This is a genomic window from Lentzea sp. NPDC102401 (genome assembly GCF_044765805.1).
Classification (GTDB): Bacteria; Actinomycetota; Actinomycetes; order Mycobacteriales; family Pseudonocardiaceae; genus Lentzea; species Lentzea sokolovensis.
Window position 1 is genome coordinate 66,591 of sequence record NZ_JBIWKS010000002.1, and the last position, 15,466, is coordinate 82,056.

General features: G+C 68.6%; 17 protein-coding genes. 12 read left to right on the plus strand and 5 right to left on the minus strand.

Going from position 1 to position 15,466, the window contains the following annotated elements:
- Positions 1–48: 48 nt before the first annotated feature.
- From ACIRG5_RS06370 to ACIRG5_RS06390, 5 genes are all read left to right on the plus strand, one after another.
- Positions 49–453, plus strand: a complete 405-nt coding sequence (locus ACIRG5_RS06370; protein WP_402901083.1) for a hypothetical protein — start codon at positions 49–51, stop codon at positions 451–453.
- A gap of 145 nt (positions 454–598) precedes the next feature.
- Positions 599–2,029, plus strand: coding sequence for a sialidase family protein (locus ACIRG5_RS06375; protein ID WP_402901086.1), 1,431 nt, complete (start codon positions 599–601; stop codon positions 2,027–2,029).
- 364 nt (positions 2,030–2,393) lie between these two features.
- Positions 2,394–3,905, plus strand: a complete 1,512-nt coding sequence (locus tag ACIRG5_RS06380) for a sulfatase (protein ID WP_402901089.1) — start codon at positions 2,394–2,396, stop codon at positions 3,903–3,905.
- Position 3,906: 1 nt separating this feature from the next.
- Positions 3,907–5,895 carry a hypothetical protein gene (locus ACIRG5_RS06385; protein WP_402901092.1) on the plus strand — a complete coding sequence of 663 codons (1,989 nt, stop codon included), beginning with the start codon at positions 3,907–3,909 and terminating at the stop codon, positions 5,893–5,895.
- A 61-nt stretch (positions 5,896–5,956) separates the two neighbouring features.
- On the plus strand, positions 5,957–6,370 hold the full coding sequence (locus ACIRG5_RS06390; protein WP_402901095.1) for a cysteine/serine endopeptidase inhibitor: 414 nt from the start codon (positions 5,957–5,959) through the stop codon (positions 6,368–6,370).
- A 176-nt stretch (positions 6,371–6,546) separates the two neighbouring features.
- Here the strand turns inward: ACIRG5_RS06390 and ACIRG5_RS06395 are convergent, their stop codons facing one another.
- From ACIRG5_RS06395 to ACIRG5_RS06410, 4 genes are all read right to left on the minus strand, one after another.
- On the minus strand, positions 6,547–7,329 hold the full coding sequence (locus ACIRG5_RS06395) for an IS630 family transposase (protein WP_402901098.1): 783 nt from the start codon (positions 7,327–7,329) through the stop codon (positions 6,547–6,549).
- Positions 7,218–7,688: a helix-turn-helix domain-containing protein gene (locus ACIRG5_RS06400; RefSeq protein ID WP_402901101.1), complete on the minus strand. Its 471-nt coding sequence runs from the start codon at positions 7,686–7,688 to the stop codon at positions 7,218–7,220. Before ACIRG5_RS06400 ends, ACIRG5_RS06395 begins: the two co-directional genes overlap by 112 nt.
- A gap of 73 nt (positions 7,689–7,761) precedes the next feature.
- Complete coding sequence (locus ACIRG5_RS06405) at positions 7,762–8,721, minus strand: response regulator transcription factor (RefSeq protein WP_402901103.1); 960 nt, start codon at positions 8,719–8,721, stop codon at positions 7,762–7,764.
- Positions 8,711–9,892 (minus strand): LuxR C-terminal-related transcriptional regulator, encoded by a 1,182-nt coding sequence (locus ACIRG5_RS06410; protein ID WP_402901106.1) that lies wholly within the window; start codon positions 9,890–9,892, stop codon positions 8,711–8,713. Before ACIRG5_RS06410 ends, ACIRG5_RS06405 begins: the two co-directional genes overlap by 11 nt.
- Before the next feature lie 129 nt (positions 9,893–10,021).
- On the opposite strand from ACIRG5_RS06410, the gene ACIRG5_RS06415 reads away from it, so the two are divergent.
- The 6 genes from ACIRG5_RS06415 (at position 10,022) to ACIRG5_RS06440 (ending at position 13,691) form a co-directional block, all read left to right on the plus strand.
- On the plus strand, positions 10,022–10,252 hold the full coding sequence (locus ACIRG5_RS06415; RefSeq protein ID WP_402901108.1) for a hypothetical protein: 231 nt from the start codon (positions 10,022–10,024) through the stop codon (positions 10,250–10,252).
- A 97-nt stretch (positions 10,253–10,349) separates the two neighbouring features.
- Positions 10,350–10,817, plus strand: coding sequence for a MarR family winged helix-turn-helix transcriptional regulator (locus ACIRG5_RS06420; RefSeq protein WP_402901111.1), 468 nt, complete (start codon positions 10,350–10,352; stop codon positions 10,815–10,817).
- A 44-nt stretch (positions 10,818–10,861) separates the two neighbouring features.
- Positions 10,862–11,596 (plus strand): thaumatin family protein, encoded by a 735-nt coding sequence (locus ACIRG5_RS06425; RefSeq protein WP_402901114.1) that lies wholly within the window; start codon positions 10,862–10,864, stop codon positions 11,594–11,596.
- Positions 11,597–11,607: 11 nt separating this feature from the next.
- Complete coding sequence (locus ACIRG5_RS06430; protein WP_402901116.1) at positions 11,608–12,444, plus strand: glycoside hydrolase family protein; 837 nt, start codon at positions 11,608–11,610, stop codon at positions 12,442–12,444.
- Complete coding sequence (locus tag ACIRG5_RS06435) at positions 12,441–13,121, plus strand: chitinase (RefSeq protein WP_402901119.1); 681 nt, start codon at positions 12,441–12,443, stop codon at positions 13,119–13,121. The genes ACIRG5_RS06430 and ACIRG5_RS06435 overlap by 4 nt, the downstream gene beginning before the upstream one ends.
- A 60-nt stretch (positions 13,122–13,181) precedes the next feature.
- On the plus strand, positions 13,182–13,691 hold the full coding sequence (locus ACIRG5_RS06440; RefSeq protein WP_402901121.1) for a peptidase inhibitor family I36 protein: 510 nt from the start codon (positions 13,182–13,184) through the stop codon (positions 13,689–13,691).
- On the opposite strand, the gene ACIRG5_RS06445 is transcribed toward ACIRG5_RS06440, so the two are convergent.
- Positions 13,583–14,464 (minus strand): helix-turn-helix domain-containing protein, encoded by an 882-nt coding sequence (locus tag ACIRG5_RS06445; protein ID WP_402901124.1) that lies wholly within the window; start codon positions 14,462–14,464, stop codon positions 13,583–13,585. The genes ACIRG5_RS06440 and ACIRG5_RS06445 overlap by 109 nt on opposite strands.
- Positions 14,465–14,591: 127 nt before the next feature.
- Here ACIRG5_RS06445 and ACIRG5_RS06450 point away from each other — a divergent pair, with 127 nt between their 5' ends.
- Positions 14,592–15,443, plus strand: a complete 852-nt coding sequence (locus tag ACIRG5_RS06450) for an SDR family oxidoreductase (RefSeq protein WP_319973659.1) — start codon at positions 14,592–14,594, stop codon at positions 15,441–15,443.
- Positions 15,444–15,466 lie beyond the last annotated feature (23 nt).

Here is a 15,466-nt window from a genome sequence, read left to right on the forward strand (position 1 = left end):
GGGCCGACCTCGGCCCGCCACCACGTTGATCCAGTGGTGGTGTTGCCGATGAGGAACCTGACCGCGGTGCTGGCGCTCGTTCTGATGGCTGTCGGTTGCGGACAGGAACCAGCGGCTCCGCAGGATTCCGGTGTCGAAGGGGTGACGATGGTGGACGGCGGGTGTCCGCCGGCTCGCGATGCGCCGCCGTGCCCGGACAAGCCGCTGTCCGCCAGGCTCAAGGTGACCCGCGCAGGTTCAGACGAAACCGTCGTCACGGTCGACAGCGGCGAGGACGGACGGTTCCGCATCGCCCTGGAGCCGGGCGACTACACCCTGCGTCCCGCGAATCTCGCGGGTACGCCTCTGCCGATCGCGCGGCCGATCGATGTGCACGTCGTTGCGAACCGGGTCACCGTCGTGGAGGTGCCCTTCGACTCCGGTGTCCGCGATGCTCCGAGTCCACCCGCCTGAACCGGCCAATCGCATGCGCAACGATCCGGTCCGCTACGACGATTCACCCATGAGGGGGAATTGGACATGCGGAGGTGCCCCTATGCATGCGACCAGACGGCTCACCGCGGCTGCGGCAGTCGTCCCTCTGATCCTCTTGAGCATCGTGACCGGGGCATCGGCGGCCCCGTTCTCCGCCGGGCCCGACGTGCTGGTCAGCGGCCCGTCGACGCTGACCAGCTGTCCCTTCGGCGCATCAGCGGACTTCGCCACCGCCTACGACGACACCGAGGTCGAACCGCAGGTAGCGGTCAATCCGGTCAATCCGGCGGAGATGATCGGCGCGACCCAGCAGGACCGCTGGCCGGACGGCGGCGCGCGCGGCCTGTCGTCGTGGATGACACATGACGGTGGTGCCTCGTGGGCCAAGCTGCCGGACGTGCCGTGGAGTGGCTGCCAGGGCGGCCCGACTCGGTTCGGCCGCGTCACAGACCCCTGGGTGACCTACGACAAGGCCGGCAACGCCTACTTCATCGGCCAGCCCATCGACTCGGCCGCGCTCGGCCTGTCCGCGATCTCCGTCACCAGCCTCGACCGGACCACCGGGACCTGGCGGCCGCCACAGATCATCCAGGAGGACGCCGGTGACCGAGGCGTCTTCAACGACAAGGTCTCCATCACCGGCGATCCGACCCGCCCCGGCTACGCCTATGCGACGTGGATCCGCGGGACCTACCCCAACGACGGCCAGCAACACCCCATCGCGGACCTGCACTCGTTCGCCTACCGCGGCAAGCCGATGTTCTCCCGCACGACCGACGGCGGGCTGACCTGGTCCACTCCGGTGCCGATGCGTGACTCGAACACCTACATGCAGGGCAACCAGATCGCGGTCGGTCCGGACGGCACGCTGTACAACGTCGCCGCGAACCTCTTCACCGGCGCGGGGCAGAACGACAAGGGCGTCTACATGGGCGTCATGACCTCCCGCGACGCCGGGCTGCACTGGTCGGCGCCCGCGAAGATCGCGCCGATCCAGTTCGCCCAGCTGTTCGTGCCCGACGACAACTTCCCGATCCGCGCCGAGGACTACCTGCCCGACATCGCGGTGGACATGACCACCGGCGCGATCTACGTCGTGTGGGCCGATGGGCTCGGCACCACCCTGAACAAGGTCGTGCTGGTCAAGTCCACCGACGGCGGCGGGCACTGGAGCGGCCCCACCATGGTCGCCACCGGCGGCGCCGGCGTGCAGTCCTACAACCACGCGATCGACGTGTCGGACACCGGCATGGTCACCCTGACTTACTGGGACGACCGGAACAACGTGCTCGGCGACGGCATCGCCACCACCGACATCTGGGTCCGCCACTCGCACAACGGCACCCAGACGTGGGAGCCCGAACAGCACCTGCACGGGCCGTTCAACCACTACACCGCACCGATTTCGTACTTCGCCCCAGGCGATCCCCGCGGCCTGTTCCTCGGTGACTACATGGGACTCGAAACGATCTCGGGCAACAACACCATCGCGTTCTTCACCTCGACCAGCAATGACGGAGCCGACGTCCACGCCGTGCGGCTGAACCATCCCTGACAGCGTGACGGGTGCGGGCGGCCGAGCGGTCCGCCCGCACCCTCGCGCTACGAGAAGGAGTGGATCTTCGGGTCTTTGACCAACCGTGGTTAACCTGCTTGATCAAGGGCCAACTGCGTACAGCTGTGCGAAGCGTCGCGTTTCTGCAGGTCAGACACTGCGGAAGCCCTCTTTTTTGATCTTGCCGAGTTCTGCCGGGGCGAGCATGCCGCTCATGGACCCCTTTACTCCGGTGGTTGTGCCGATATTTTGCTGTTGTTCGCGTGGGCTGGTGAGCTTCTCGATGAAAACCGCGGCGTGAATACATTCTGGGGTCGCACCGAAGTAGTGCGGGACCAGCCGGCGTCACTAGCGTGCCGGGAGTATGAGACGGTTCGTTTTGGTGCTGCTGATGCTGGCCGGCACGGTCGCGGCGACGGCGCCGCTGCAGGCACAGGCCTCCCGGCCCAACATCATCTTCTTTCTGGTCGACGACCTGTCGTCCGACCTGTTGAAGTACATGGACAACACCAGGTCGCTGGCGGACGGCGGGACGCGGTTCGCCAACTACTTCGTGTCGAACTCGCTGTGTTGTCCCTCGCGTGCCTCGATGTTCACCGGCGAGCACCCGCACAACACCGGGGTGTTGACGAACGAGGGTGCCGACAACGGTGGGTATCCGGCGTTCGAGCGGCATGAGGGCCGTACGTACGCGCCCGCGTTGCGCCAGCAGAACTACCGCACCGGGTACATGGGCAAGTACATCAACGAGTATCCGGTCGGCGAGAACTTCAAGGTGCCGGTCGGGTGGGACGAGTGGCACGTCGTCGGAGGATCCGGCTACGCCGAGCGCGACTACGGGATCACCGACTACGTGCGCGAGACGGGTGTCAGGCGGCTCGTGCGAGACACGGACACTTATTTGACCGACCGGCTGGCGCGTACGGCCGAGGACTTCATCGAACGGTCGCGGGCGCAGGCGCCGAACCGGCCGTTCTTCTTGCAGGTGGCGACGTTCGCGCCGCACCAGCGCGTGCCGTTCCAGCCCGGTCAGGGTGAGCCGCGGTTTCCTCCCGCGCCTCGTGACCGGCCGGGAGGCGAGTTCCCCCAGGGCGACTGCGGTGGACCTGGTTGCCTGAGCATCGACGTGGCGCAGGAGCTGCCGTCGTTCGACGAGGACACCTCGGACAAGCCGGGCTGGGTGAGGCGGGAGCCGTTGGGCGACAACGTGGTCGACGAGTTGCGGACCGACTTCCGCAACCGCGTTCGCATGGTGCAGTCGGTCGATGACATGGTCGGGCGGGTGCTGGCCAAGCTCACGCCGGCGGAGCGGGACGAGACGTTCATCGTTTTCGCCTCGGACAACGGGTTTCACCTCGGTCAGCACCGGCTGGTCCGCGGTAAGGGCACGGCGTACGACCACGATGTCAACGTGCCGCTCCTGGTCAAGCGGCCAGGACGGACGGGCGGCGGCAACGTTGTGCGCCAGGAGATCGCGCAGAACGTCGACCTGTTCGCGACCTTCCTCGACATGGCCGGCGCCGGCTCGGCTGACCGCGACGGGCGGAGCCTGCTGCCGTTGATCCGGAACCAGGACCAGCCGAACTGGCGCAACGCCGCGCTCGTCGAGCATCGCAGGCCGCAGGGGACCGAGGCGGATCCCGACTTCGACGATCTCGCCGCGGCCACGCCGTCGTACCAGGCGGTTCGCACCATGAACGACCTGTACGTCGAGTACTCGAACGGGGAGAAGGAGTACTACGACCTCAAGGCAGATCCGTTGCAGCAGAACAACAAGCCGAACAACCCGCGGGCGGGGCAGCTGGCCGGTCCGCTGCGGGAGCTGGCCGGGTGCCGGCAGAACTGCTGGGCCGCGGCTCACGTGCGGGGAGGCTGAGTTGAGACTGCACAACGCACTCGCGGTCGCGCTGGTGGCCATGGTCGCCAGCGCGCCCGGCAGCGCGGCGGCCACGGCCGAGCTGACCGTGTTCACGGGGGAGAACGAAGGGCCTGTGCCCGGCGCGTTTCTCGGTGTCAACCACCGTTACACGTTCGACGGCTACGGCACGTGGGACTCGGTGAACGACCGGCCCGCACCCGACGCGCTGGAGAAAGCCCGGTCGATGGGCGTGAAGGTGTTGCGCTGGCCCGGCGGAACGGTGGCCAACACGACGCAGTGGAAGGGCACGATCGGCGCAGATCGTCGTTGCCAGCGCGACGGGCGGATCGAGCTCGGCGACCTGGGCGACCCCGCGGACGACGTGCTTTCCGCGAGGCTGCCGTCGTACGGGCTCGACGAGCACATGCGGTTCACCGAGGCGCTCGGTGCGCAGGCGCAGATCATGGTGCCGATGGCGATCGGCACCACGGCGGATGCCGCCGACCTCGTGGAGTACCTGAACACGCCGGCCGGTGATGGCGTCAACCCCAACGGCGGCGTGGACTGGGCCGAGCTCCGGCCCGCCGGTCACCGTCAGCCCTACGGTGTCACGCGGTGGGAGCTCGGCAACGAGAACTTCCACCCCAACCAGCGCTACTGGATGTCGCAGAACGAGAACGAGGCGCTCGAGCAGTACATCCGCGGCGGCTCCCGGCGGATCGACGGCGAACGGCTGGGCAAGCTGTCCACGCCCGGTGGGGCGTGCGGTGGCAGTACCGCGGACGTGCTCAGCGACGGCACCGCGAGCCAGGTGTTCGACCTCAACTACCCGACCGCGAGGCCCGGCGACTTCGAGCTGCGCGTCGGCGGCGAGGTGTGGCAACGAGTGGAGACGCTCGGCGGTCCGCAGGCCAGGCAGTACGTGCTCGACGAGTTTCGCGGCTCGGCGACGTTCGGCGATGGCCGGCGAGGAATGATCCCGCCGAGGGGTCAGGCGGTCGTGGCGTCCTACACGTCCGTCCACAAAGGATACGCGGAGTTCCGTGCGGCGATGCGGGCCGTCGATCCGGGCCTCGAGGTGTGCGCGTCGTGGGGCGAGCCCGCGTTCGTGCTGAAGTTCGAGGCCTTGAAGGGCAACGGGATTCCACCGGGAAGCGAGTACGACTGCCTCACCACGCACCCGTACACGCACTTCCAGGGGAGCAACACCGCAGACTGGGACTCGAAGGTGGAGAGTCACGACTGGCACCTGCTGGGCGCTCTGAACGAACGCCGGAAGTTCGCGGCCTTGCGTGACGCGGTCCGGCGGAACGCCTCGGGCGACCCCCACCTGGCGATCTCCGAGTTCGGTGCGTTGTGGGGACCGGACGGCGGCGGGGTGTATCCGGAGTACACCTACTCGATGACGCACGCGCTCTACATGGCGAGCCAGTGGATCGACTGGCTGGAGCTGGGAGTGCCGTGGGTCGAGGGCAACGACCTGAGCTCCGACGGGATGTACACGGTGCTCGGCCGTGGACATGTGTACTCCGCCGAGGCATGGGCACGGGAAGCCGTGCGGCCGATGTTCGACGCCGGTGGCGTGCGGGTGCGGCAGACGCTTTCCGGCAACCCGCAGCGCAACCCCGACGACGCCGAGATGTGCGACGGGCGGGGGACGCCGCAGGATCGGTGCCGGGACGGGTACGGCAAGCTCGCCGTGACCGCCACGCGGGCACCGGACGGCACCGTGCATGTGCTGGTGGTGAACCGTTCTCCCGTGGCGGGCGACGCGGTCGACGCCAGGGTGTTGTTGCGAGGGTTCGTCGGCAACGGACGCGCGAGCGTGCGTGCGGTGGCGCCGGAGAGGTTCTCCTCGGCCAACACGAGGGAGAACCCCAACGCGGTGGGCATGTCCGAGTCCTGCCGCTCCGTCGGCTCCGACGCGTTCACCGCGAGTGTGCCGGCGCATTCGGTGACCCTGTTCACGTTGCCGCCGCAGGGTCATGCTGGATGCACTGGGGCGTAAGGGAAACTCTGGGGTCGCACCGAGATGGGCGAGAGCGCTGAACGTGAATAGCTTGGGTGACATGACAATCACGCGAAGGCTCCTCACCGTTCTCGGTGCGGCCACGGCAATCTCGTTGGTGGCGACGCTGGACGCCAGCGCCGCGGTCCCGTTCGGCAGGGTGGTCGACGGCAAAGCGACTTACTACGACGACGCGGGACTCGGCGCGTGCGGCCAGAACATCGATGCGAGCGCCGAGATTCTGGTCGCGGTGTCGCCGGTCTACTGGACCGCACCGAACCCCAACAACGACCGGTTGTGCCGCAACGTCTTCGTCGAGGTGACGCACGACGGCAAGAAGGTCCGCGCCAGGGTCAAGGACAAGTGCATGGGCTGCGACCGCGACCACGTCGACCTGAGTCTGCCCGCGTTCCGCAAGCTGGCCAACCCCGCCCAGGGCGTCATCAACGTCAAGTGGAAGTTCGTCCGCGGCTAGAGACGCGTCTCGGAACGTTGGCGAGGTGATCCGCACTCAGCAGGGCGCCTCGCGGCGCCGCCCCCACGCCCCCGTACAACCAGTACGAGGACGTGGGGGCGGTACCACGATGCACCCGTCTGACCGCGAATTCCCCCGGCAACGTTCCGAGCCACACCACTAGTAGACCGTCGCTTCTAACCTTTGGGGTAGAGGTGGCGGAGTCGGGTGCGGGCGTCCTGGGTGGTGAATTGCCAGTCGACTCCGCGCTGGTGGGTGTTGGTGGTGTGCTGCCAGGCGGCGAGTTCGGTGTTGAGGGTGTCGAGGTCGCTGATGCGGCGGTCGAGGCATTGTCGTGACAGTGCGGAGAGTTCGATCTCGGCGATGTTGAGCCAGGATCCGTGTTTGGGGGTGTGGTGGATCTCCAGGCGCTGAGCCAGGGAGAAGGCCTCGCCGGGGTCGAAGGCCTCGTAGAGCGAGGCGATGCCGTGGGTGTTGAGGTTGTCCATGACCAGCACCACGGTCTCGGCGTCGGGATAGTCCACGGTCAACAGTTCTTTGACCTGCCCGGCCCAGTCGAGTTTGGTGCGCTGGGTAAGGGCGTGGACTCGGCGCCAGCCGCGCAGGGGTTCGGCCCAGACGAAGATCGAGCAGGTGCCGCGCCGGACGTATTCGCTGTCCTGGCGGGCATCGCGGCCCGGCCGGGCGGGCAGCGGGTCGCGGACCTCGCCGAGGAACTGGAAGGGTTTCTCGTCCATGCACACGACCGGACGGGCGGGGTCGTAGGGCCGGGCGTAGACGGCGAGGACGTCTTCCATGCGGGCGGCGAACTCCGCGTTCGCCCGCGGCGGGATGTTCCAGCACTTCCTCAGATGAGGACGCAGTTCCGTTTTTTCAACACCCGGCCGATGGTCGAGTGGTCCAGGTTCGGGATGTCCTCGGTGAGCTGAACGTGTTTCTCCAACAGCCGCAACGACCACCGGGCATGCCCGGCCGGCGGCTGCGAGCACGCTAGGGCGATCAGGCGGGCCTCGACCTCGCCGGTCACCGGCGACGGCACCGGCGGAAGATCCCGCTTCTTGCGCCCGATCGTGGCCAGGACATCGCCGCCGGTCTCGGCGAACCGCCTGGCGACCAGCCGCAGCATCTCGCCCGAGACCTGAAGCCGGTCCGCGATCACCTCTTTCGGATCAGGCTCACCTACCGAAGTATCCAGCGCGAGCAGCACCCGCGCCCGCCGGATCGCCGACGCCGAGTGCACGCCCGTGGTGGTCAGCCGGAATAACTCCTCACGATCCCGCGCCGACAACGTGACCGGACGCTTCAACTGGGAGGCCATAGCAACAGCCTCCCAGCCACAAGCGCCATCACTAAGCAGCGACACACTACTAGAGACGCCGGTGAAGCGTTGATCAGGGCGGCGTGGCGCCGAGCCGGAGAATCACCCGGCTCAGCTCACGCCGCCCTTTCACGCGCAGCTTGCGGTAGACCTGGGACAGGTGCAGCTCCACGGTTCTGGTGGTCACGCCCACCTCGGCGGCCACCTCGCGGTTGCTCATGGCACAGGCCAGCAAGGCCGTTCTCGACTCCTGCGGGGTGAGCAGGCTCAGCCGGTCCAGCCGTTCACCGAGCTCGCGGGTGCGCTCGATCCACAGTGGACAACCGAGCTGTCGTGCGATGGCCTGCGTGGCCGCGCAGGTTCGGGCGGCTTCGGCGTGGCTGCCCCTGGTGGCCAGCGCCTGCGCGAGGTTGTGCCGGGCGGGGAGCAGGCTGGTGGCCGACGTGCTGAGCAGCTGAACGGCAATGGTGAGGTGGTCGACGGCGCAGGCGGGGTCGCCGGTCAGCGCCACCGCGTGCAGGGCTCGGCCCACCGCGGGTGGCGCGCCCCAGCGGCGGGCGGCCACCAGCTCGGCCTCGGCCAGCGATCGTGCCACCACCGGCCTGCCCGCGTCGTGGGCGCTCAGAGCGGCGGCCGAGCGCCAGGGGAGTACCGCGGGGTTGGTGATGCCGCCCGCCTCGGCTGCCTGGCCCGCGGCCATGAAGTCCGCGTACGCGCGGTCGTGATGGCCCTGTTCCTGGTTGAAGCGGCCCCTGGCGAAGAGGTGCTCGGCGGACTCGTCGGGACGGAGAAGCACTTCCAGCGCCTCGTCGTGCAGGCCGGCATCTATCAACGCGGATGCGTGTGATGCGTCCGTGGGGTGTTGTGGTGGCTCGGCCGGCTCTCCGGCGTGGTCCAGCACGAGCAAGCAATGGTGCGTGTCGCAGGCCGAGGGATTCGACGCCAGTACGTCCCGGGCAAGCGCGATGACGGCGACGCGGTCCGTGCCCTGGTTGGTCAGCTGAACCGCGCGCACGGTGCGTTCATCGAGCACGCAGCGCTCCGGAGAGGTCCTTGCGGCCGTTGACGCCGAGCTTTCGGTACACATTGGACAGATGAGCCTCGACGGTGTGGACGGTCAGGAACAGGCGTTGCGCGATGGCGCGGTTGCTGAGACCCGCTTCGGCGAGCCCGGCGACCAGATCCTCCTGCCTGGTCAACGCCCGTGCGGGCACCGGAGCCAGCTGTGCCAGCGCTTCGGTGGCCTGCCGCAGCTGCGCGGGGTTCCCGGTGCGGGTGGCGGAGGTGTGCGCCGAGGCGTATTCACCGCGTGCCGCGCGGGTGTCGCCGCGGGCTGCCAGTCTGCGGCCCAGTTCGAGCCGGGTGGCGGCCAGTTCGTGCTGTGCGCCTGCCACGGCCAGCAGGTCGGCGGCATCGGTGAGCAGTGCCGTTCCGTCGTCTCCGCGCACGCGTCCGAGCGTGGACAGAGCGGTGCCGACGACGCGTGGTTCACCCCAGCGCCTGGCGGCGGCCAGTTCCGCCGCGGCGAGTTGCTGGGCGAGTTCCACGCGTTGCGCGGCGTGTGCCGCGAGCGCTGCCTTCCCGCGCCACGGCACGATTGCCGTGCTCGTCACGTCCATGGCGAGGAAGTCCTGCCCACACACGAGACAGTCGATGTAGGCGGCCAGCGAGTGGCCTTTCGCGAGGTGCACCGCCGCTCGGGCGGTGAGCAGCATCGGTCGCATCGCCGACGGTCTACGCAGCTCGTGGTCGAAGTCGTTGGCCAGCAAGGTTTTCTCGGCCTCGTCCACGTCACCCGCGTCGACCAGCACCTCGATCAGCAGCGCGGCGGACAGCAGCCGCAGAGAGCTCCTGGCCGGTGGTGTGTCCGCCAGCACGACGCGCGCCGCCGCCAGGTCGCCGGACAGGCGGGCGATCTGACCGCGGACCTGCGCGTGCATGGTGCGGCGGCGGCGTTCGTCGGCGAGGCCGGGGTTCACGTCGTCGAGCAGGCGTTCGGCGTGTGCGCCCGCGGTCACCAGGTCGCCGGCGGCGATGAGGCCGACCATGGCGCGCCAGACGCAGACCGGGTCGTCGCGGCACGAACGGGCGTCCAGGGCGGCGTGGGCGAGACGCGCGGCCTCGGGGAAGTTCGCACCGCGGAACGTCTGGTGGATGGCCATTGCGGCGAGACAGCCGGTCCGGCCGCTATCCGGGCGAGACATCGTGCGCATGCTGAGGTCCCCCAAGTCAACACTCGGCGCCTGCGGACTGGCGGGCTTTCGACGCCGGTGGGCAGGGCGGTGAGATCCGGCACAGGCACGCATCGCCTGGGCAGTCGCACCCTCTTCTTCTTGAGCGCCTTGACTGCCTTGGCGTTCCCCACGCGTGGCTTCGGGCACGGGCGGCATCGCGGCGGAGGTTTCCTCCGCTTCTCGGTGACGATCTTCTGGCAGCCGGCCTTGGCCGGCTGGAGTAACTCGACGCGCACGGCGGTGATCGCTGTCGCGTTGACCGGTGCCATTGACGCCAGCACGATCGCGAGAGCGCTCACACAAAGCGCTTGCGTGGTCGTCACGCGGTAACGGAGCACGCATGGGACCGTACGAGGCGACTGTGCGACTGTCAATGTTTGCGACAGTCGCATTGTGAGACTATTTGCCGGGTGGGTATCGTCTTGGCATGCAGCCCAGGTCGTTCGCCGGTTCGCCGGATGTGCAGGTCGTGACGGGTGACCGCGGTGCGAGGACCACGCCGGAACGGCTGGCGGTCGTGCTGCGCCGCTACCGCGAGGCGATGAAGGACGCGCTGGAGGCGCAGGACTACCGGCCGATCCCGCAGACCGCCTTCTGGTTCACGATCGAGCTGGCGCGCCGGCCGGGCACGGTCGGCGACCTGGCGCGCAGGCTCGAGATGACCAAGCAGGCCGCGAGCCGTCTCGCCGACCAGCTCGCCGCTCTCGGCTACTGCGATCGCGAACGCAGTGAGACCAACCGCAGGCAGGTGCTGCTGAGCGCGACCGCGGAAGGTCAGGGCGCCGCGATGGTGCTGCTGGCGGCCATCCAGAAGGTGGACGCGAGCATGCTCGCGTCATTGGACAAGGAGCAGCGCGAGGTGTTCCACCTGGCGCTCGGGCAAATGCTGGGGTAGCACCGTAGTACCCCGTGGACCTCGGCCTCACTAGCTTTCGAGGTGTGAGAACCCAATTACGTCCACTGTGGATAGTTCTGCTGCTGGCGCTGACGGCTTGCCTCGTCGCCCCAACAGCTTCAGCTGCTCCGCCGTACACCGTGAAGCTGGTCAACCAGACCGGCGGCCCGATCTGGGTGGGCAGCGGCGTGAACGAGGGGTCGGTGAAGATCGGCGACCTGCCGAAGCTCGAGGCGGGCGAGTCCGCCAGTGTCCACATTCCACTCGGGCCGGCGAACCAGTGGAGCGGCAAGTTCTTCGCCCGCCAGTACTGCAAGGGCGAACCGGGCTCGACGTTCCACTGCCTGGTGGGGGACTGCGGCGCGCGGCCTGCCCACTGCACCACCGGCGAACAGCCCGCCAGCCTGGCCGAGTTCACCTTCGAACCGCGTGACGATCCCGCGCCCTGGTACAACGTCAGCTACGTCAACGGCGTGAACGTCCCCATCACGATCAACCCCACGAACGGCCCGCCGCCCAACGGCCAGTTCTGCGGTGTCGCCGGATGCCCCGGCGCGCTCCTGCCCGCGTGTCCTGACGCGAACCTGCGCAGGCACCCCGGCACCGGTAAGCCGATGCTGTGCGTCAGTCCCAACCGCGACGCGCAGACGCCGTACAGCAACGCGATCGCCAGGGCGTGCCCGAAGGCGTACAGCTGGTCGAAACACGACACCGAGCCGGGCAATCGCACGATGTTCAGCTGTCGTGACTGCAACAAGCTGACCGTGACGTTCCACTAGTTGGGGGAGCTTTGTCAGACAAGGGAAAACGGGGACCGAGCCGTCGTGCCGTGCTGGCCGCGGCGATGGTGGCGCCGTTGCTGCCGCTGGGAACGGCCGCGGCGGCGCCGGTGCGGAAGAAGGGGGTGGCGACGTGGCACATGCCCGGCATCAAGGCCGCGCTGGACGACGTGGGCGCGGGGTGGTTCCACAACTGGGACTCGACGAAGGGTGACATCGACCCGCCACCCGGCGTGGAGTTCGTCCCGACGATCTGGGGCCGGGATCACGTGACGCCGGAACGGCTCCGCCAGGCGGCGGCGCAGGGCAGCCACCTGCTGGGTTTCAACGAGCCCGACCTCCCGCGGCAAGCGAACATGACGGTGGACCAGGCGCTGGATCTCTGGCCGCGGCTGGCCTCGACCGGCAACCGCATGGGCGCACCCGCCGTGGCGAGCGGCGCGGACCGGGAAGGTGGCTGGCTGGACCGGTTCCTCGCCGGAGCACGTGCGCGGGACCTCCGCGTCGACTTCATCCCGCTGCACTGGTACGGCGCCGACTTCGGGCCCGCCGCCGTCGGCCAGCTGCGCGGCTACCTGAAATCGGTGCACGACAAGCACCGCAAACCGTTGTGGGTGACCGAGTTCGCGCTCATCGACTTCTCCGGACCGGTGCCGAGGTACCCGACGCAACGGCAGCTGGCGACGTTCGCCCGCGACGCCGCGGAGATGATGCACGGTCTGCCGTTCGTCGAACGCTACGCGTGGTTCGCGCTCCCGGCCGACCGCGGCGGCACCGGTCTGTACCAGGGCACGACGCCCAACGAGGTGGGCCGCGCCTACCGATCCGTACAGGGGAGAGCCAGATGAAGTTCCGTGCCACAGGATTGGTGCTGGCGGCGGTCTTTTCGCTCGTCACGCCACCCGCGTCGGCCGACGGGTTCATGGTCACGCCGGCCCAGTTCGATCGGATGTTCCCCCAGCGCAACGACTTCTACACGTTCGCGAGCCTGCGCCAGGCGACGAACACGTTCCCGGCCTTCGCCAACGGTGACGACAGAACCGCGCGCAGGCAGGAGTTCGCGGCGTTCCTGGCGAACGTCAGCCACGAGACCGGCGGCCTGCGGTTCGTGGTCGAGCAGAATCCCGGTGGCGACTACTGCGAGCCCCGCCCGTTCGGCTGCCCGGAGGGACCCTCCGCGTACCACGGGCGCGGGCCACTGCAGCTCAGCTGGAACTACAACTACAAAGCGGCAGGCGACGAGCTGGGCGCCGACCTTCTGCACCGTCCGAACCTGCTGCAGACCAACGCGACCCTCTCATGGCGTGCCGCGCTCTGGTATTGGATGACTCAGAACGGCCCTGGCAGCATGACGCCGCATGAGGCAATGGTCCGCGGTCGTGGCTTTGGCGAGACCATCCGCAGCATCAACGGCGCTCTCGAGTGCGACGGCGGCAACCCGGCGCAGGTGGCCAGTCGCGTGCGCCTCTATCGCGAGTTCACCGGGATCCTCGATGTCCGGCCCGGTGACCAGTTGTCCTGCTGAGCCATCAGAGATCGGAAGTGCTGTCGTGAAACAGCAACCCTCTTCGCGGTGGCCGCGGCAGTGGCCGCCGGGCTGGCCGTCACCGCGGCGACGAACGCGGTCGCGGAGCCGAACTGCCCAGACGGCAAATACTGCCTCTGCGTCGGAGCTGACCGCACCGGGCGGTTGGTCGTGTCCGACACGATGATCGTCCGTCGGATGCCGTCACGTGCGGATGACCGGGCGTCCTCGATCATCAACAACACCGGAATGGACCTGACCGCAGTCTTCGAGCAGGTGCTGGTCGAGGCAGCCGGTGGTCGGCTCGAGCCGGCGGGCGGTGGCCGCGCCGATCACACCACCGCCGATGGCGAGGGTCGGCGTCGTCAGTCGCTTGCCCTGCACCCAGTCCTGACCACCGCGGTCACCATCGCCGGGATCCTCATCCGGCTCAGGACCGAACAGTCGGACAGGCCTCTGGTTCAGGCCTCTGGTTCGGACCGGCTCAGCCGCGTGCCGGGACCGGATGCCGTCCAACTGGCGAGGATGTCCATGGCCTGCCTCGACGGCGAGCCGGGCGCGGTGGTGTAGACGTACAGCATCGTGTCCGGATCGCCTGGCAGCACCAAGGACTCGTACTCGACGGTGAGGTCGCCGACCAGCGGGTGGCGCAGCCGCTTGGAGCCGTAGGTGCGCTGGTGCACGCGGTGCTGCTCCCACCACTGGTCGAAGTCGGGGCTGCGTTCGCGGAGCTCGGCGACGAGGGCGGTCGTGGCGGCGTCGGCGGGGTCCCTGCCGATCTCGAACCGCAGGCTCTCCACGGCGGCGCGGGCCTGGTCGTGCCAGTCGACGAACAACGAACGCGCGTCCTCATCGAGGAAGATCCAGCGTGCGTAGTTGCGCTCCTTCGGCGGGATCTTGTCGAAGTCCGCGAACAGCACCTTCGCCATCCGGTTCGCCGCGAGCACGTCGGTGCGGCGGCCGAGCACCAGCGCCGGTTCTCCGTCGAGCGTGTCGATGAGCTGGTAAAGGCCGGGACGTACGCGCTGCACGCCACGCGACCGGCGGGGTGCCGAGCTGGAGGGCAGCCCGATCAGGTCCCGCAGGTGGGTGCGCCCCGCCTCGTCGAGTTCGAGGGCGCGGCCGATGGCGTCGACGACGGCCGCGGAGGGGTTGATGCGCCTGCCTTGCTCGAGCCGGGCGTAGTAGTCGGTGGACACGCCGGCGAGCAGGGCGACCTCTTCGCGGCGCAGACCCTTCACCCGGCGGACCCTGCCGTCCGAGGGCAGGCCCGCCCGGGACGGGTCGACCTGGCCGCGTGCGCGGCGCAGGAAGTCGGCGAGTTCACGGTTGAGACCGGTCATGACATCCCATTGTCGTCGAGGATCCGGATTTGCGAGTGGACCTCTCAGTCCTAGGTTCGCGAGTCCGAGGTCGCACAGGGCCCGAGATGCGTCCCGAAAGGACCTTTCGCTGCACCAGTCTTGAGTCATGACCTTCCCCGCTGATCGTCCCGCCACCTGGTTCGTCACCGGCACTTCCCGCGGCCTCGGCCTCGAGCTCGTCGAGCAACTCCTCGAGCGAGGAGACAACGTCGCCGCGACGACCCGCTCGACAGAGCGCCTTCTGCAGGCGTTGAAAGCCGACACCACCCGGCTGCTCGCACTCGCCGTCGACCTCCGCGACGAAGAGGCTGTCGCCCAGGCCGTCCGGAAGACGACCGAGCGCTTCGGCGGCATCGACGTCGTCGTCAACAACGCCGGCTACGGCTACCTCGCCGCGGTGGAGGAGACCACCGACCGCGACGTGCGCGACATGCTCGACGTGCAGGTCGTCGGCGTGTGGAACGTTCTGCGCGCAGCCCTGCCGATCCTGCGCGAGCAGCGCGGCGGCCACGTCGTCAACGTGTCCTCGGTGCTCGGCCTCACCTCGGTTCCGGGCTGGGGGCTCTACTGCGCCGGCAAGTACGCGCTGGAGGGCCTGACCGAGGCGCTCGCGGGTGAGGTCGCCGAGTTCGGCGTGAAGGTCACCATCGTCGAGCCCGGCTACTTCCGCACCGACTTCCTCACCACGGACTCGCTCGCGTTGCCCGACGACACCACCGCGGCCTACCCGGCGATCCGCGAGATGGTCGAGAACCACCTGGCGCTGCAGGGCAACCAGCTCGGCGACCCGGTCAGGGGTGCCCGGCTGATGATCGAGCGCGTCGTGTCCGGCGAGGGCCCGTTGCGCCAGATCCTCGGGTCGGACTCCCACGCCTACGCCACGGCCAAGGTCCAGGCGCTGCAGGCGAACCTCGACGCCGCCGCCGCGACCGCGTCCGCGAGCGACTTCCCCGCCTGACCCGTCTCCGAGGAGGAACCAGC